Consider the following 19,252-nt stretch of genomic DNA (forward strand, 5'->3'; position numbering starts at 1 on the left):
CAGCAAATTAGCTGTAACTGTTTCAATATTGAAGAAATCATTTGAATGTGCTTAATAATTCAGCTACATCGGCATCCGAACACTGTTACTAATTAAAGATGGTAATTGTTGACTTTTAAATGTATACTTTTTTGCAACTTCCCCAAGCTAAAACTGTTGAGTCTATTCAGCTTAAATCAATCGTGCTTTCTGTTTGTGCAGCTTGCTCTTTTCTTCGTTCCAACCATAACAAGTACCCTGCTAGGACAATCGCCAGCATTATAATTGGCACAAAAAAACGAAAACTCATCTGCACACTTTCCACCAATGCTTCAATCGGTGCTTCTGTAATATCAGTTTTAGGGGCAAGATTTGCGTTTATAGTAGTCAAAAATGAAAACAGAGTACCTGTGAGTGCTAAACCAGTTGTCTGACCTAATATATTTGACAAAGATAACAACCCTGATGCAATGCCTAACCGTTCTGGAGGCACAGATCCCATAACGGCGCTGCTGTTGGGTGAAGTAAACATTCCCAACCCCACTTGCAGCAGTATCATCCTGACAATAAAGCCTAGTACGGTTAATTGAGTATCAAAGGTGCTGATAGCTAAGTACCCAAACACGACCAACACTAGCCCGATTAAGCTAATGATCCGCGAACCAAAGCGGTCAGACAGAGTGCCAGCAATAGGTGCAATCACTGCTGTGAAAATCGATGTTACTGCCAGCAAAAATCCTGTCTGTTGGACTGAGTATTGTTTAACCAATTCTAGAAAGAAAGGTAAAATAAAAATCATCCCTGCCATAACGGCAGCCACTATTAAACGCATTAATAAGCCGAAACTTAACTCTACAGAGCGAAAAATTTTCAGATCGATCATTGGCGAGTTACTGCGGGCTTCTACAATGAGAAAGCACCATAAACTAATCGCTGCGATCGCTAACAGAATCAGCGCTATTGGGGAGCCAAAACCCTCATTCTGGACTGTTGTCATACTAAATGCGAAGCAGCTTAATGTCACCGCTACGAGTATTGCCCCAGCTATATCAAAGCTTTTTTTAGCTTCACGGCTCACCGAATCTGGTACGGTTAGAGCGACAATTAAAATAGCAATTATACTGATTGGCACATTCACCAAGAAGATTAAACGCCAGCCCACCCAACTAATCAACAGCCCTCCTACTGATGGCCCGCTGGCAACACCTATCCAGTTAATCCCGTTAATAATGCCCAATGCACGTCCACGCTCCTCTTTTGGGAACACTTCTGCGATAATTGCCGATCCCATGACTCCGATCAACACCGCTCCCAATCCCTGGAGTACTCGAAAGCCTATTAAAAAGCCTACATTTGGTGCAGTTCCACAAAGCACAGAGCCGATGGTGAACAGAATCAGTCCACCCAAAAACAACCACTTTTTGTTCCACATATCTCCTAGACGCGCCGCAATCAGAATAAAAGCAGCGCACACCAGTAGATAACTTAAGGAAACCCATTGAATGGTAGCAAAGCTCGTGTGCAGCGATTGGATCAAAGTAGGAAGGGCGAGATTGACAATGTTGATATCTACAGTGCATACAAACGCACTCATGCCAATAGCCAACATTGCCCACCATTTTTTTGATGCTCCTGGGTTTGTCAGATCCTTAGATTCCTCTTGTGTGCTTTGCATGGCTATCTTTTATTAGTTATGGGGGCTACATTACACTTTGAATAAGTAAGTCGGCGGGAGAATTTATGAGTATGTAACGAAAACTTACGCTTGAGAAAGATGGCAGAGGTTTAGGTTTCATAGCTCTACTTCCTCTCGATTATTTGACATTTCCAGAGGATTAGCCTGTAGCTGTTTCATTATGGAATGAATGCTGTCAATTCTTTTTGCCAATTCAGCTATAGTTGGTAATTCAAATAAACTGCGTAAGGGCAACTCTATAGAGAAGGCTTGGCGCAACCGTGAAAAAACTTGAGTAGCTAGCAGCGAATGTCCTCCCAATTCAAAGAAGTTGTCGTAGATGCTGACTCGTTCTAATTTTAAGACTTCAGACCAGATGGCAGCTAAAATCTCTTGGGTGGCGTTATCAGGTGGAACAAAGCTTATTGACTGACTGAGACTGGAGGCATCTGGTACGGGCAAGGTGTGACGGTCTACTTTACCGTTCGGAGTTAGGGGGATTGTCTCCAGGTTGACGAAAGCACTAGGCACCATGTAATCTGGCAACTTCTCTTTAAGATAATTACGCAATGTATCCAAAGTAGGAACTTGCCCTTTTTGCGGTACGAAATAGGCTACTAAGCGCGGGTTTCCCGGTTGGTCTTCACGAAGAATCACCACTACTTCCAGTAGTTCAGGGTGTTGACTTAAAACTGCCTCGATTTCTTCAAGTTCGATGCGGAAACCGCGAATTTTTACCTGATTATCAATCCGACCAACAAACTCCAGGTTGCCATCAGGTAGATAGCGGACTAAATCTCCTGTTTTGTAGATTCGAGAACTTGGCTGATCGTTGAAGGGATTTTGGATAAATTTTTGAGCCGTTAAAATTGGGTCATTCAAATAACCAAGGGCAAGACCGGAACCACCAATATAAAGTTCGCCTACTACACCTATAGGCGCTAAATTCCCCATTTTGTCCAGGATATAAACTTCTGTGTTTGGCAGTGGTCTGCCAATTGGGATAGAAGTTTTGTTACTCTTTTGACAACGCCAAGTAATGGATGATGGCCTTTCTGTCGGCCCATACTGATTGTAGAGGTCAGCACTGAAATTATTCATAAATGCTGCCATTAAATTAACTGTTAACTTATCACCTCCTGTAATAACCCGGCGTATAGATTTGCAAGTGGTGAATTCTTTTTGCTCAAGCAGCATTTGTAACATTGGAGGTACAAATCTAGCGATGGTAACTTGTTCTCGATTAATCAGGCAAATCAAATAATCAAAATCACTCGTTTTTTGCGGATGTCCGATAACAATTCTGGCTCCAGTTAATAGTGGGATAAAAAGTTCCCATACAAACATATCAAAACTGATATTTCCTAGTTGCAGGATGCGGTCATTCGATGTAAAATTATGAACTTTTTGGGTTCTATCAACTCGACTAATGACACCTTCATGTGTCATTAAAATACCTTTGGGTTTTCCTGTTGACCCAGAAGTAAAAATCACATAAGCTAGGCGATCGGATGTTGTTTTACTAACTAGATTTTCTTCATTTTCTTGGGCATTCGCTTCTGAAATTGAATCCAGATAAACTACTTTCGCTCCGCTTGGTGGTAGCCGATCGACAAACTGCTTTTGAGTTAAAAGTACAGATGCCTGTGACTCATTTAACATATAAGCTAAACGTTCTTGTGGATACGTAGGGTCTAATGCCACAAAAGCCCCACCCGCCTTGAGAATTCCCAAAATTACCGCCGCCACTAAGAGCGATCGCTCTAAAAAAATACCCACTAAAACTTCTGTTCCAACTCCCAAGGTTTGTAAGTGGTGCGCTATTTTGTTGGCACGGCAATTTAATTCTCGGTAAGTCAGTTGCTGGTCTTCAAATACCACTGCTACTGCATCAGGATTTTTCTCCACCTGGGCTTCAAACAATTGTGGGATAAGTTTATGAGGATACTCTACTGTTTGGCGATCGTTCCACTCCACCAGCAGTTGGTGTCGCTCTGGCTCAGTCAGCAAAGGTAATTCCGAGAGTCGCTGCCTTGGATTGATCGCAATACCTGCAAGTATTGTCTGAAAATGCCCTAGCATCCGGGTAATCGTGGCAGCATCAAAGCGGCAGCTATCGTAGCTAATTTGCACGGACAATTGCGAATCAGGCACGGCTACAACTGCCAGAGGATAATTCGTGCGTGTAATAGTTTTAATATTGGCTATTTCTAAGTTGCTATTTTGCTGCCACAAAGATGCACCTGTCGGGTAGTTCTCAAAAACCACGATGCTCTCGAACAAGGGCATTCCCCAGGACAAGTCACTCATCCGATGAATCTCTACCAATGGGCTGTAGGAGTACTGCTCTCGATCTACCTGCTGAATCTGAAGCTGCTGCAACCAAGACAGCAACTCAGTTTCTTCAGAGATTTGTACCCTCACTGGTAGAGTGTTGATAAACAGCCCAACCATAGATTCCACCCCTAACAGAACTGGGGGACGACCAGATACAGTAGCTCCAAAGACCACATCTCCTTCGCCACTGTAGCGTGAGAGCAGCAGCGCCCATGCTCCCTGCACCAAAATGTTAAGAGTCAAATGATGCTGTTTAACAAAAGATTGCAGTGCAGCTGTGATCTCTGCCGATAATTTAATCTGCTGCTGATTGTAGGTTTGCTTTTGATTGGAATTACTGTCGAAAGACTTGTCTACAACAAAAGGGGTAGGGGCAGTAAAACCTTCAAGTGCTTGCTGCCAAAACCTCTCCGCTTTGGAAAGATCCTGTTGCTGCAACCAAGTGATGTAGTCACGGTAGGAACGAGGAGTTTTTAAGTGTAAATCATCACCACAATTGAGGGCATCGTAGAAAGCAAAGACTTCTTGAAGAATTATAGGCAAAGACCAACCGTCTATTAGTAGGTGATGCTGAGTCCAGATAAATTCATAAATCTCATCAGCCATCTGAATGAGCGTGCAACGCATCAACGGAGCTTGGTTAAGTTCAAAACCCTTTTCTAAATCTGCTTGTAAAAAAGTCTCTAGAGATTCCTCCGGCTCAACCAGAGATAGCGATGTCTGATGACAAGTTGTTGGGCGTTCACGCCAGTCAAGGTTCGCCCAAGGCAAGTTTACCCTCTCTCGCACGACTTGAAGCGGCTTTTTGCTGTCCTCCCAAATAAAAAGGGTACGCAAAACTGGGTGGTGGTCTACTACTCTAGCCCAAGCTTGCTCAAACGCAGAAACATTAAGTTTTCCATTAATAGTACATCTCCATTGAGTGCAGTACATCCCAGAATCTGGGGCATAAAGGGTATGAAAAAGCATACCTTGCTGCATAGGAGAAAGGGGATAAATAGATTCAATATTATTTTGTGTATTCATTTCCATCTACTTTTTATTTGGTGAGTTGGGCGATAATTTTATCAAGCTCTTCTTGATTCAACTCAGCTTCGGGAAAATCAGAAGGTGTGTAGTTTTTTGCCTGTCTTAACCGGCAATGAGCAATCAGAGATTTTAAAGCCTCTATAAAACCAAAAGCCAGATTTTCAACGGTAGATTGCTTATGGATATTCTTACTGTAAGTCCAATCCAATTGCAGTTTGTCTCCAACTATCAATCCATTTACTTCTAGCAGATGGCTACGATTTCCTAGTACACTCCGTTCCAAACTAATAGACTCTTTAGCCCATCCTAATAAAGGAGCCTCTGATTGAATTTGGTCAAACTGACCTAAGTAGTTAAAACTTACTTCTGCTTGGGGAAAACTCTTTAGTTTTAAGCGTGTTGCTGAGTCTTGGTTGAGATATTGCAAAAGACCGTAGCCAATGCCTCGATTCGGGAGACGACGCAGTTGCTCTTTGATTAACTTGAGTGCCTCTCCTGGATGGTCAACTTCTGTTAGTTTCAACAGGATAGGGAATTTAGTAGTAAACCAGCCGACTGTGCGCGAAAGGTTTATATCCTCAAATAGTTCCTCTCGCCCGTGACCCTCCAAGTCAATAAAAAGGGAGCGCATTCCATAAAATCGAGCAAAACTTTGTACTAATGCAGTCAGCAACGCATCGTTAATTTGGGTGTTGTACGCTGACGGTACCTCCTGCAACAAAGCGCGAGTCTGTTCCTCACTCAAAGAAACCGTCACCTGAGCGGCTGAGTCCATAGTGTTAGCTTCTTTACCTAATGAATAATCTACTGGCAAAGCCACAACACTTGACCAGGACTGAGCTTGCCAGTAGTCTAATTCGGCACGTACTGTTTCCGTTTGAGCATAGGACTTCAGGCGGTGACTCCAATCTTTGAAAGCAGTTGTTTTAGGTGGCAGTTGAATTTCTTTTCCAAGGCTTAGTTGTTGGTAGGCGGTAACAAAATCCTCTAGCAAAATCCGCCACGAAACCCCATCCACTGCTAGGTGATGTACGATGAACAGCAAACGATTTGGTTGGTCAACGCCCATCTGAAACAAAGCCACTTGTACAATTGCTGCTTGTGATAGGTTCAGACTAGCCTGTAGTGAGGCGGAGGCTGTTGAAATGGCTGTTTGCTGCTTGTTGGATGGAATTTCTGACAAATCTAATACTGTCACAGGCACTCTCTCGTCCTGGCTGACGTTAATCTGCTGCCAGCCAGTTTCCGAGGGTACAAATTTTAGACGCAGGGCATCGTGATGCACAAGCAATTGCGATACGATTTGCTTTAGTAGCTCTGGCTTCAGGTCTGGAGATACCTCAAGCATGACAGACTGGTTGTAGTGATGAAGATCGGGCAGATTTTGTTCAAAGAACCAATGCTGAATGGGTGTTAGTGACACCGAACCTGTAACTAATCCCTGTTCGGGTAGAAGCGGCAGGTATGTGCTAGTCACCGCAGATAAATCAGCTATAGTTTGGTACTGAAATAGCTGTTTGGAGGTGAGTTGTAGTCCTGACTGTTTGGCTTTAGAAACAATCTGAATACTGAGGATGGAATCGCCACCAAGTTCAAAGAAATTATCGTAAATACCGACTTGCTCCACTCTCAAAACTTGTACCCAAATAGATGCAAGTATTTCCTCAATATGGGTACGAGGGGCTACTAAACTGACTTCTATTCCTGAGCGGGACTCTGGTGCGGGTAGGGCGCGGCGGTCTACTTTACCGTTGGGAGTTAGTGGCAAGGCTTCTAGGATGGTGAACCCTGTGGGTAGCATGTATTCTGGCAGCCTAGCTTTGAGGAATTGCCGCAGTTCGCTGATTGTCGGTGTACAGTCCTGATGTGCTACCACGTAAGCAACTAAACGTTTATCACTTGGGGTATCTTCGCGGAGGATGACACAACATACCTGCACATCACGATGTTGACTCAAGATTTCTTCTATCTCGCCCAATTCAATCCGCAAGCCTCGAATTTTTACTTGATTATCAATACGTCCTAAGTATTGAATATTGCCATCTGGTAAATAGCGTGCTAAGTCCCCAGTTTTATATAATTTACTCCCTCCTGCCTCCTGCCTCCTGCCTCCTGCCTCCTCAAACGGATTGGGGATAAATTTCTCCTGTGTCAACTCTTGACGGTTAAAATAACCCCGGGCTAAACCTGTACCACCAATATGTAGTTCTCCTGGTACACCAATTGGTGCTGGTTGTAGATTTTTATCTAAGATATAAACCTGAGTATTAGCAATCGGACGACCAATAGGAACAGAGACATTTGGGCTAAGTGACTTGGGTATTTGATAACAACAAGTAAAAGTTGTATTTTCTGTTGGTCCGTAACCATTAATCAGTCGGCAATTTTCTACAGTTTGGAGAAATTTCTGAACATGTGGAACAGATAAAACATCACCACCTGCTAACAGTTGACGTAAGGGTTTTAAAGCATCAATATTTTCATCTACCATCAAATGAAATAAACCCGCAGTTAGCCAAAGGGTAGTAACTTGATATTGCTCAATAACTTGTCCTAATTCATTTATTGATGGGGTGTTGGAGGGGTATATTACTAGTTCTCCACCATTAAGTAAGCAACCCCAAATTTCAAAAGTTGCAGCATCGAAGGAGATAGGAGCAACTTGGAGAAATACTTCTTGATCAGAAAAGCTTACATAGTCAGTCTGTTTGACTAATCGAACTATACCTTGATGGATAATGCTCACACCTTTGGGTTGACCTGTAGAACCAGAGGTGTACATTACATAAGCTATGTTATCAGCTTTAATGCTGTTAGTCGGGTTGTGTTGTGTTTGTTGATTGATGATATCCCAATTTGAGTCTAAGCAAATTACACTAGCTTTGCCATCGCGTTGCGTCTTCTCTGGAGAATCGGCAAAGCTGTGCCGGAGGCAATCGCCTAGTTTCTTAACTAGTTTTTCTTGAGTTAATATGACTGATAATTGAGTATCTTCGAGCATGAATGTCAATCGTTCTTGAGGATACTCTGGGTCAAGTGGCACATAAGCACCACCTGCCTTGAGAATCCCCAATAGTCCCACGACCATTTCTAAAGAACGCTCCACACATAACCCTACCAGCACATCGGCTCCCACACCCAAAGACTTCAGGTGGTGCGCCAACTGGTTAGCACGACTATTCAATTGCCGATAAGTCAGCTGTTGATTTTCAAACACAACTGCCACTGCATCTGGAGTATGCTCAACCTGCTCCTCAAACAACTGATGAATACATTTATCTTGGGGAAAATCTACACCTGTATCATTCCACTCAATCAATAACTGCTGCTGCTCAACTTTTGTTAGCAGAGGTAATTGCCAAATCTGCTCTTGAGGATTAGCTACAATGCCTTCAAGCAAGGTCACAAAATGCCCTGCCATGCGCGTGATTGTCGTCGCCTCAAACAAGTCAGTATTGTATTGCCAGCAGAGTTGCAACACTCCCTGAGCTTCCATCACCATTAAATTCAGATCAAAGTCTGCACCACGTTGATGTCCGAGCAAGTACGGCTCCATATGAAGTACTTGCTCTTCACTGTGCAATGAATTTTCTGTTGGTTCGTACCAACGGTGTGCTTGCCAAGTGAAACTAACTTGACATAAAGGAGAACGACTAGGATCTCGTTCTGGCTGGAGTTGTTCTGCTAACAGAGAAAAAGGGTAATCTTGATGTTTTTGGGCTTCTCTAACTGTCTTGCTGACTTGAGCGAGAAATTCTGTAAATGTGGCGTTTTCCTGTACAGAAACTCGTAAAACGTTCAGGTTAACGAAGTAACCGACAATCTCTTTAAACTCTTTACCCCACCGACCTCTCATCGGACTTCCTATGAGGATGTCTGTTTGATTAGTGTAGCGATAAAGTTGGACGTAAAATGCTGCTAACAAAATCTGATAAAGGCTTCTTCCAGAAGCTAGAGCTAGATGCTTGAGTTTTTGAATTAACTCTTCATCCAGATTTGAAATATGTACTGCTCCTTGATAAGTCTGTACAGTCGGGCGGGGTTTGTCTGCGAGCAAATTCAAAATTGGCAATTCGCCAGCTAATTGTTTTTGCCAGTATTGCCATAGTTTTTCTCCCCTGGAACTCGATAACATTTCGGACTGCCAGCGGACAAACTCTAGATAAGATTTATGTTTAGTCAAATAATCTGCTGCTGCTTCTGTCTTATCTTGACTAACTTGTTCAATTTCATTAACATACAAAGCTTGAAATTCACTCACGAGTAAATCAAAAGACCACATATCACCTGCGATGTGGTGCATTGTTAGCAAGAGTATGTGTTCTTGTGCTGAACGAGTAAATAAATTAACCCTCAGAACTGAATCTTTTTCTAAGTTAAAAGGGCAGTCAGTTATAGCAAATATTTTCTCTCTTAAGTGGTCTTCACTCCAATCGGTAGCGTCTATTAACTCAAGATTAAATTTTTGTTGTTGATTAACTTGCTGAACGGGTTTACCTTCATGAAGGGTATATATGGTTCGGAGAATAGGATGATTTCCAATAATTTTTTCCCATACACGTATTACGGTAGCAATATTTAAATAAGAATTAATTTTTACTGTAATATATATGTTATAAGCAATGCTCTCTGGAGCAAGTTCGTAGATAAACCACATTGCTTCTTGACCATAGGATAGTGGGGAGCTTATTTTTACAATTCTATCCATTGAAGTTCCTTAAAATCTTTAAAGTCTTAGTTATAACAGTATAAATATAGAAATTATAAATCATTTCTGAAAGAAAAAAATGCTGAAAAGCTTATAAATTATCCGTATTTTTTACACTTAAATCCAGATTGCTATAGGACATCACTTATAGTTATTAACTAATATCTTTAATAGCTGTTCTTACTAACTGTTTGCGAATTTGAGCAAGTAAACCACCATGCTTTACCATATCAAGCATCTCCGTTGAGGGAGGTACAAAGTGTACAATCCCGGACGGGCTTTTCACTAATCCTTGGCTTGGTTCGAGATCAATTATTTCTCCTTCCGAAGCGGGTAAAGAGTCGATTTCAATTGCCAAAAGTCCAAGGTTCCAGGAATTACGAAAAAAGATGCGTCCAAATCTGGGAGCAAAGACAGCAACAACGCCAGCGGCTAGTAATGAACTGACTGCTTGTTCGCGAGAACTGCCAATTCCAAAGGTATCGTCAGAGCTAATTACGTCACCAGGTTTAAAAGTTGCTGCCAAGCCTGGCACCATATTCTCGAATACATGAGTAGCAAGTTCAGCTGGGTCTGTAGACGCGTGCTTATATCGTCCGGGAATAATATCATCGGTAGACACGACACCGAAGACTTGACGCACGCGTAAATTTTGATAAATGTGACTCATGATAAATCTCCTGTTTTAGGTATTTCCCCATGAATGGCTGTATGTGCAGCTACTAGTGGTGAAGCAAGCCAAATTTCTGCTTTGGGATTACCCATGCGACCAAGAAAATTACGATTCATGGTGGACAAAACGCGATCGCCTGATGCAGGTATTGTTCCCTGAGTTCCCAGACAAGCACCACATCCTGGTGGAGTTATAATTGCACCTGCACGTATTATAGTTTCCACATATCCTAGACGTAGAGCCTCAAGATATACCTGCTGAGAACCAGGAGTCACTAAACAATGCACTCTGGAATGAACTTTTTCGCCAGCAAATACCCCAGCCACCTCAGCGATGTCTTCCAAGCGGCTGTTAGTACAGCTACCAATAAAAACGTAGTTAACTTTTTCCCCGCGACATTCGTCTAAAGGCACAGCATTTGATGGCGAATGTGGTTTAGCAATGAACGGCGGTAAGTCACTGATGTCAAGCCGAAATCGTCTCGGATCTCCTTCCTCTGGTAGATTAATCGGTTCAAGATTATATGTATTATCTCGACTCGCTGGCAGGAATGAGCATTTAGCCCCAAGTTCAACTGCCATGTTTGCAATAGTTGCGATCGCATCAAGGCTGAGTGTGTCTAACCAATTACCGCTCCATTCAATAGACTTGTAAAGAAATGGTTTTTGTCCTAGTTTTAATAGAGTATAGAGCATCACGTCTTTGGCACGGGTATGCTGCTGGGGAACGCCATAGGTTTCAATCCAGGCTGTTTCTGGTACTCGCAGCCAAGTCTTACCAGTAATCATCGCCGCGACTATATCAGACGCTCCCATCCCTAATGCCAGACATTGCAGAGCGCCACCAGTACATGTGTGAGAATCGGAACCAACCACAATCGTTCCTGGTTCAAACCATCCTTCTTCCAAAGCTACAACGTGACTGATACCTGTGCCAGCTTTGAAAATACACAAACCTAATTTTTCCGCAAAATCTTCGGCTTCGCGCAAGCGATCGGCAATTTTGATATCAGGAGCTAAAACCGAATGATCGAAAAATACACCGATGCGTGATGGATCGAATACTTCGGTAAAGCCATTCTCAGCAAAGAGTTTACGAATTGTTGGTGAGTTACCATCTTGAAGGTAAACTCGATCTACCGCAACTGTTACAAGTTCACCTGGTGCAACGCGATCGCGATTGGCATGGTTTGCAATAATTCTTTCAGCTAAAGTCATGCTACACGTTCCTTGGAAATACGAAAGTAGATATCCCGCAGTTGTTCGGGGCTAACAGAGCCACCTTGTTCGATTGCTAAAGCACGCACTTGCCTTAAACAATCCCCTAATTGGGTTTCATCGACTGTTACGCCTTGCTCTTGCAAAAGATGATTTAAGATTGCCCGCCCAGAATGCTTGCCAAGGATATACTTGCGTTCTCCTCCGACTTCTTCAGGTGAAAAAGGCTCGAAAGTTTTGTTATTTTTCAGCATCCCCTTTGCATGAATGCCCGATTCATGGGCAAAAACATTGTCACCAACAATTGGTTGCCAAGGAGTTATTTTTTGTTTGCTTGCTTGGGCTACTATTTCACTCAGCTGACGTAGACGAGAAGTAACGATACCTAAATCCTTGCTGTAAAGCTGTTTGAGCGCTAGGGTAGTTTGGGCGAGATCGGGCATCCCTGCACGTTCACCGATCGCATTGACTGTGACATGAAAATAGCGTGCGCCAGCATTCAAACCTGCTAGAGTATTGGCTACAGCCAGACCAAAATCATTGTGAGTATGGCATTGAACATCTATAGAAGAGACATTGACAACGCTTTGAACACGTTCGGCATAGGCTTCTGGTGTGAGGATACCAATAGTATCCGAAAGGCGTAGGCGATCGGCACCGGCTTCAGTAACGATGCACGCATATTCTTGCAAAAACGGAATTTCAGTCCGACCAACATCTTCAGCGCTAATTGATACAAAAGCACCCCGGTCTTTTGCGTATTTAATCAGATTTTTTGCTTGCTCTAATAACCAGTGGCGATCTTGACCTATGCTGTCCTTCAAATGCACATTTGATGTTGGCAAACCTATATGAACAGCCTTAAATCCAATATCCAACGAAAGAGCTACTTCTTCTTTTACACCTCGGTTCCAAGCGACTAACGTGGCATCACTACCACGAGCAATCATTGTTCTCAAGGTGTCTAGCTCTTCGTCACCCATTGCAGGAATTCCTGCTTCAATCCAGCGCACTCCAGTAGCTACCAGATAATCGTGAATAGCTAGCTTACTAGCTTTGGAAAAAGCAACACCTGCGGCTTGTTCACCGTCTCGTAAAGTTGTATCTTCGAGGATAATATCGTCTCTGATCATTGGTCTCTCCAAAATAATATTTTTTGAAAATGAGTCAAACAATTTTGGATTTTAGATTTGGATTTTTGATTGCTGCCAAATCTAAAATATGCTAATCACTTTATTTCTTACAAATCAGTATTGCTACACCAAATGCTTGTTCTGAAGAAAAAACTTCCTGTCTGGTAAACGATCTGATTTTATTTAGCTCATAAAAGGTATCGTAGTTTAAGTTTTCTGGTTCTGGTAATGGAACACCACCTGCATACTCAACTGTCAACCCTGCTTTTTCGACAAGCGTCCAAACATCAGAGAATGGTCTTAAGATATCTTCAGTGAAATTATGATGTTTCCAGGCTTCTATTTCGGAAGCGTTTTTGAAATTATTCTTTAAATTGTTCTCACCCCGAATGTGGATCATTTTAGCAAATGACTGCCATGATTTTGTTGTGTTAGAACTGCTGGCACACTTCTCCGCAGTTACAAAGCAGCCACCTTTCTTTAAAAGACTTTGCAACTTTTTCAGTAAAGATAAAAACTCTTCATCATCAGCTATATGGTCAAGTGTTAGCGATGATAAGATCAAATCTTGACTATTTGGTTCAATATCATTTTGCCAATCATCACTCAAAAAAGAAGCGTGTTTGAGTATGGGAGTTATTTGCACTGAAGGTGTTTCAGATAGCTTTTGGTTTGCTATTTCTAAAAATGGCGCACTGTGGTCTAATAAAAGTAAGCTTTTCATTTTGATGTACTGGCTGACTGTAATTGATAAATTAGCACTGCCAGAGCCAATTTCTATACAATCTAGAGCGTCTTTATCTGAAAAATATTCGCTCACACTTTCGCCAATGAAATTTAAAGCAGGCCAGTAAAAAGGAATGTTCTCGCCAATATAACCGTCATATTTGTTGGCGACTTTAGTTTTAACGAAGTAAGTTTCTTCTACCATTGTTTTTTACCTTTTTTGTTTAATTAGAGTGCAACTTCGAGCTTCGTAATAAAAATCTGTCTACTTGTAGCCAAAAACCATTTCCCTGGTTCCTAATCTCGCTATCTTTAGTTTTGTTCAATTGACTAGTCAATTGCGATCGCAATCATCCCTAACATCATTCCAGCAGCAGCAAAAAGGCGGCGCGGAGCATCACTTTCTCTAAGTAAATGAGTTCCCATAAAAGCGCCAACGAGAACGCTAATTTCCCTAGATGGTGCTATGTAGCTTACAGGAGTAAAAACCAGTGCAGTCAGGACAAGGATGTAAGATAAAGGATTTAAAAAGGCTACGCCAATTGCTTCAAGACGATGAGTAGACCATTCTGTACGAACTTTATCCCACGAACGCAATGCAAAAGGGGCAAGTAAGGCTACACGACCCAATGTCGAACAATAATCTAACAATAGTGGTGGGATTAATAACGTACTGACCGCACGTTTATCCCATAGAGTGTATGCAGCAATAATCGTTCCAGTAAGCAGACCGTAGATTACTGTTGAACCAGTTCCCATTTTCTGGAGTTGGCGTATATCACCACTGAGAATGAACACACAGATCGCTATGAGAATTGCACCACCAAGAGCTATAGGAGTGGGTCTTTCACCGAAAAAGACAATTGCACTTACAGTCGAAAGCATCGGGCCAGTACCCCGTGCAAGGGGATAAACTAGGGAAAGATCGCCTGTGTTGTAGCCTCGTTGCAGTAACAAAAAGTACATTAGGTGAAGGATAGCGCTTCCCAGTATGAATAAGAACTCAGGAAAACCTATATGTGGCCGCTGTATTACGATAAGAGCGATCGTGATAGGTGCATAGATAATTGCTGAAAGTGTAGCAAAGAGCCATACAAAAGCAGTTCCTCCACCTGCACGTTTAGCAAGGAAATTCCAAGTAGCATGGATAAAAGCGGCAACAATAACAAGTACGATTGCAAAACTAGTCATTAAAGCTTTACAAAGAACGAAGATTAAGAAATAGATTTTAGGTCAATATTCAATTTTGTTTATGAAATTTGAAAAGTAGTTTCAATACTAGAGTATTGAGACTTTAAGCAACTACGTCTTTTTTCTGGAAGAATTCTGTGTCGTAATGACATATTTTAAGCCTGTAAACATTCCTTTAACGAAAGACTAAAATTTATCTTCCTGCATAGTGAGAAGAACTAACAGTTATTCTATATTATTTTTAGATTTGCTTGATAAAACACTGTTAATTGCATAAGAAAGTTTATATACAGATGTTTTCTGTCTAAAAACTTTTACAAGCTTTTACCACTTAACTTGCATGTTAATTATTAACTGTTAATTATCTTCATTATTACAATAGCCTCATTAATTTCTACTTCTCAAACTTTATAAAGAGGATTTTCGTCAATAAGCTAAAATACTTGTTTTTTTATTAAAGATAGTAACTGTATGTGGGAGAGAAAGGAAGAAAGTGTCCAATGTTCGCTTTTCTCAGGGCAAACGCATCTAAATATTGACGAGTCAGAATAAGAGTGAAATACGCCAATATCACAACTACATATAGCTGCGTATGATTAAATTCCATAGTATTTTTGTGGTGAGCTGTACTAAGCATACAAATATACAGTTAATCAACAGCATAATCAAGAGTTCACACAAAACATCCTACTTTTCCCACTTTTCCTACTTTTCCCACTTTCAGTAGACCTAAAAGTTCTACAACGGCTAAAAAATAGTAGTGTATGATACCGTTTTTTGGGAAATGTTCAAAAAGTGATTGTGAGTAATGATTCATAAGCTAAACTTATGAATTAACTGCTTAAAGTCAACCCTACCTAGAGCTTGGTGAAATTGATTGATTGCTCTTCAAAATTACTATTTCCCATTCTGGGTAAAAATTCCCAATAGAATCGTAAATTAAACTAATCATCATCAAATTCTTTCGCTGCCATTTCGTTTTATCAATCACTAAATAAATTCTTCGATTCTCCGAAAAATTTTGAGTTAACCAGTTTTTTATTATCGGAAACCAAAATTATTCAACACAATAGCTATCAATTAATGATATTTGCTAAGATTTGCTTAGGCTTTTGCTTTCGTATATCTTTGATGACTTTCGACCTTCCCGACTCTCTGATTCTCGATACAGCGCTTTCAGTATCTGGATTAACTGACTATATCCGCTTGCTGTTAGAACAAGATGAACAATTGCGGCAAGTTTGGGTAACTGGCGAAGTTTCCAGCGCTAACCACCATCGCAGTGGGTTGTTTTTCACGCTGCAAGATCCCGATCGCACCGCCGGAATTAAGTGTGTAGTATGGAATAGCCAATTGCCAAAACTCGCCCAAATGCCTGTTCCTGGCGAACAGATAATCATTTTGGGCAGCATTCGCGTCTATCCGCAACGGGGAGAGTATCAGTTATCAGTTTGGCAAACTCTCCCTGCTGGTGTTGGTTTACAGGCGTTACGCTATCAACAACTCAAAAATCGCTTGCTGGCTGAGGGGTTATTTGACGCGCAAAGAAAGCGATCGCTTCCCACTCATCCCCAAACGATCGCTGTCGTCACTTCACCAACGGCTGCTGCTTGGGGTGATATTCAAAAAACCCTGAAGCAAAGGTATCCAGGTTTACACGTTTTATTTTCTCCCGCAACCGTACAAGGCGAGCAAGCACCAGAATCTATCGTCAAAGCAATTGAGCGCGTGGAAAGAGATGGTCGTGCCGAAGTGCTAATTTTATCGCGGGGTGGTGGTGCGGTGGAAGAGTTGGCCTGCTTTAATGATGAACGAGTGGTGCGATCGCTGGCTAGTTGTTCCATTCCTATAATTACTGGGATCGGCCATCAACGAGATGAATCTTTAGCAGATTTAGTTGCAGATGTATGTGTGCATACACCCACTGCGGCAGCGGAAATGGTTGTGCCAGCACTTTTAGAGTTGTATATTGAGCATCGGCAGCGAGTTGTCGCTTTACATGAGGCGGTGCATGACTTTAGAGAAAATGCTGAGAATAAACTGCAAGTATTACGTAATCGTTTGCGACGTTTGCGGTTAGATCGGCAAGTGCAGCAGGAGGTGGAAAAGCTAGCTTGGAAGCGTCAGCATTTGGTGCAAATTACGACGGGGCGATCGCAGCAAGCAACGCAGCATTTAGAATTATTGCGGCAGAAGTTGGCTAGTCTTGACCCGAAAGCAGTGTTACAGCGTGGTTATGCGGTGGTGAGAAGGGAAGATGGAGCGATCGCTCGTTCGGCTGTGGAGTTGGCTGTGGGAGAAGAGTTAGTGATTCAGTTGGGGCAGGGTGGGGTTAAAGTGAAGGTTATGGAAATAAACGAACCGCAGAGGCGCAGAGGACGCAGAGAGGTTAATGGTTAAACGTAAGAGTGCTTCTAGTTCTGAGGAAGGTTGGAATTATGAAGCGAAAGTTGCTGAGATTGAGGGAATTATTACTCGCATTGAGGCGGGTGAGTTGGAATTGGAAGCTGTGTTTGACCAATTTGCAACTGCTGTAGAGTATTTGCGTCAGTGCGAAGGTTTTTTGCAGCAGCGACAACAGCAGGTAGATTTGTTGATTGAAACATTAAGCCAAGAGTAGAAGCTGGAGACTCTAGTTTGAGTCTAGGCTAGTAGTGTGAATATAGGAGTTCGCTTTTTAAGTGAGGTACAAAATACAGGACTTAAAATCTAATATATAAAGCCATACAGTTCAGAATGAGCAACAAAACACTTGTAGAGACGGCGATTTATCGCGTCTAAATCCCCGGACGCGACTCGTTAACACAAAACTTAATTACGAATTATTTAAGCCAGAGTTCTAATGAAGAGTTGGATAAACAGAGAATGACTGATGAGATCATAGATTTGGCAAATTGCGATCGCGAACCGATCCACATTCCTAGTTTGATCCAGCCTCACGGGATTTTACTGGTTTTGCAAGATCCCACCCTGGAAATCCTTCAGGTGAGCAGCAACACCCAGAAAGTCGTTGGCCGTCAACCTGATGAATTGCTGGGCAAGCCGCTATCAGATTTACTCAATGTCAAGCAGATTAAACTAATTCAACAATGTCTGGCAGAGGATTTTGAGAGCGTTAATCCCCTAAATATAGCCATCCAACATCAAAATAAATCAATTCATTTTGATGGCATTATCCATCGTTTAGATACTATTATTATTCTGGAATTAGAGCCGAAAAAATCTAAGGACAAAACAGGCTTTTTTGACTTCTATCAACAGGTAATATCAAGTTCGGATGAGTACTTATAATAAAACTGGAACAGTTGTAGTGCATCTATTTAAGTCTTATGCCGAAACGGATTGCGATCGTTAACCACGTGAGTACGGAAGAACTACTGGTTCGTTATCGTCAAGCGACAGAAGCAACAATTGGCAATAATATTCAACTACTTTATGCCCCATACCCTACTGTTGTAAGCTAAACTCCTTTAGTACTGCTACCAATTTTTCAATATGTGCTACTTCATGAGTTGCCATCACGGATATTCTGATTCGACTTGTGGGCACTGTGGGGGGGCGAATTGCTGGGGCAAAAATGCCAGCATCTCTTAGCTGTTTTCCAGCTTTGAGCGCATCTGTCGCATTAGGCAATTGAAAACATAATATGGGTGATTCAGAAGGCAGCAATTTCAGGTTAGGTAACTGTTGCAGCAAAGTTTTCAAGTAATGTATATTCCCCCACAATTGGGCACGATGTTGCGGTTCTTGTTGCACGATCTCGATCGCTGCTAAGGCCGCAGCTGTATCAGCAGGTGAAAGCCCAGTGGTATAAATCCAACTGGGTGCGCGGTTCCGCAAAAAGTCAATTAGAGCGCTACTTCCTGCCACATAACCGCCTAAACTACCTAAAGCTTTACTCAAGGTGCCAACTTGAATTAATTGCTTTCCTGTACACCCAAAATGTTCGACACACCCAGCGCCAGTTTTTCCTAATACGCCGGTAGCATGAGCTTCATCGACTAGCAGCATACAGCTAAATTCATCAGCGATCGCCAATAGTGCAGTCATTGGACATAAATCGCCATCCATACTAAAGACGCTATCAGTAAGAATCAAACAGCGTCGGTAATTTTGCCGCTGCTGGTTCAACTGAGTTTTTAATACTGCCATATCACAGTGTGGGTATTCCACAACTGCTGCACCGCTGAGAATCGCTCCATTTTTCAGACTGGAATGATTGTACTGGTCAGAAAATATTAGATCGCGCTTGCCTACAAGGGCGGTAATTGCACCCAGATTGGCTAGATACCCAGAACTAAATACCAAGGCATCTTCTGTTTGTTTGGTAGATGCGATCGCCGACTCTAACTCCCTGTGTAATTCTCGATGCCCACTGAGTAATCTAGAACCAGTACTACCAGTCCCAAATTTTGCGATCGCAGCCGTTGCCGCTGCCATCAACCGCTCATCCCCAGCCAATCCCAAATAGTCATTGCTGGCAAAATTAATTACCTCTTGCCCAGCTAAAACCACCGTTGCACCCGGACGACCATCGATAGGTTGTACCGAACGATACCAGTCCGCCCGATGAATTGTTGCTAC

13 protein-coding genes are annotated in these 19,252 nt (G+C 42.2%); 4 read left to right on the forward strand and 9 right to left on the reverse strand.

All coding sequences use genetic code 11. The annotated features are described in order from the left end of the window. Positions 1-166 precede the first annotated feature (166 nt). From CDG76_RS06480 to CDG76_RS06515, 8 genes are all read right to left on the reverse strand, one after another. Complete coding sequence (locus tag CDG76_RS06480) at positions 167-1,654, reverse strand: MFS transporter (protein ID WP_094348238.1); 1,488 nt, start codon at positions 1,652-1,654, stop codon at positions 167-169. A 117-nt stretch (positions 1,655-1,771) separates the two neighbouring features. Beyond that, positions 1,772-5,017, reverse strand: a complete 3,246-nt coding sequence (locus CDG76_RS06485; RefSeq protein WP_223265160.1) for a non-ribosomal peptide synthetase — start codon at positions 5,015-5,017, stop codon at positions 1,772-1,774. Positions 5,018-5,030: 13 nt separating this feature from the next. Then, complete coding sequence (locus CDG76_RS06490; RefSeq protein WP_094348240.1) at positions 5,031-9,728, reverse strand: non-ribosomal peptide synthetase; 4,698 nt, start codon at positions 9,726-9,728, stop codon at positions 5,031-5,033. 154 nt (positions 9,729-9,882) lie between these two features. Further along, positions 9,883-10,398: a LeuD/DmdB family oxidoreductase small subunit gene (locus tag CDG76_RS06495; RefSeq protein ID WP_094348241.1), complete on the reverse strand. Its 516-nt coding sequence runs from the start codon at positions 10,396-10,398 to the stop codon at positions 9,883-9,885. Next, complete coding sequence (locus tag CDG76_RS06500; protein WP_094348242.1) at positions 10,395-11,618, reverse strand: 3-isopropylmalate dehydratase large subunit; 1,224 nt, start codon at positions 11,616-11,618, stop codon at positions 10,395-10,397. The genes CDG76_RS06495 and CDG76_RS06500 overlap by 4 nt, the downstream gene beginning before the upstream one ends. Continuing rightward, entirely contained in the window at positions 11,615-12,751 is a 1,137-nt protein-coding gene (locus tag CDG76_RS06505; protein ID WP_094348243.1) for a homocitrate synthase/isopropylmalate synthase family protein, read from the reverse strand. The genes CDG76_RS06500 and CDG76_RS06505 overlap by 4 nt, the downstream gene beginning before the upstream one ends. Positions 12,752-12,851: 100 nt before the next feature. Beyond that, a complete protein-coding gene (locus CDG76_RS06510) occupies positions 12,852-13,682 on the reverse strand; it encodes a class I SAM-dependent methyltransferase (RefSeq protein WP_094348244.1) in 831 nt (276 codons plus the stop codon). 125 nt (positions 13,683-13,807) lie between these two features. Beyond that, positions 13,808-14,668 carry a DMT family transporter gene (locus CDG76_RS06515; RefSeq protein WP_094348245.1) on the reverse strand — a complete coding sequence of 287 codons (861 nt, stop codon included), beginning with the start codon at positions 14,666-14,668 and terminating at the stop codon, positions 13,808-13,810. Positions 14,669-15,799: 1,131 nt separating this feature from the next. On the opposite strand from CDG76_RS06515, the gene xseA reads away from it, so the two are divergent. The 4 genes from xseA (at position 15,800) to CDG76_RS38990 (ending at position 18,132) form a co-directional block, all read left to right on the forward strand. After that, positions 15,800-17,068 carry an exodeoxyribonuclease VII large subunit gene (gene xseA / locus CDG76_RS06520; RefSeq protein ID WP_094348246.1) on the forward strand — a complete coding sequence of 423 codons (1,269 nt, stop codon included), beginning with the start codon at positions 15,800-15,802 and terminating at the stop codon, positions 17,066-17,068. After that, the gene (xseB, locus tag CDG76_RS06525; protein WP_094348247.1) at positions 17,061-17,288 is read left to right on the forward strand and encodes an exodeoxyribonuclease VII small subunit; all 228 of its coding nucleotides are present in this window, start codon (positions 17,061-17,063) and stop codon (positions 17,286-17,288) included. Before xseA ends, xseB begins: the two co-directional genes overlap by 8 nt. A gap of 245 nt (positions 17,289-17,533) precedes the next feature. Next, complete coding sequence (locus CDG76_RS06530; protein ID WP_094348248.1) at positions 17,534-17,959, forward strand: hypothetical protein; 426 nt, start codon at positions 17,534-17,536, stop codon at positions 17,957-17,959. Positions 17,960-17,997: 38 nt separating this feature from the next. Further along, positions 17,998-18,132 (forward strand): hypothetical protein, encoded by a 135-nt coding sequence (locus tag CDG76_RS38990; RefSeq protein ID WP_262984309.1) that lies wholly within the window; start codon positions 17,998-18,000, stop codon positions 18,130-18,132. Here CDG76_RS38990 and bioF read toward each other — a convergent pair. Continuing rightward, on the reverse strand, positions 18,116-19,252 hold a 1,137-nt coding region (gene bioF / locus CDG76_RS06535), incomplete at its 5' end, for an 8-amino-7-oxononanoate synthase (RefSeq protein WP_094348747.1). The two genes, CDG76_RS38990 and bioF, sit on opposite strands and share 17 nt — an antisense overlap.

Source organism: Nostoc sp. 'Peltigera membranacea cyanobiont' 210A, assembly GCF_002246015.1.
Taxonomy (GTDB): domain Bacteria; phylum Cyanobacteriota; class Cyanobacteriia; order Cyanobacteriales; family Nostocaceae; genus Nostoc.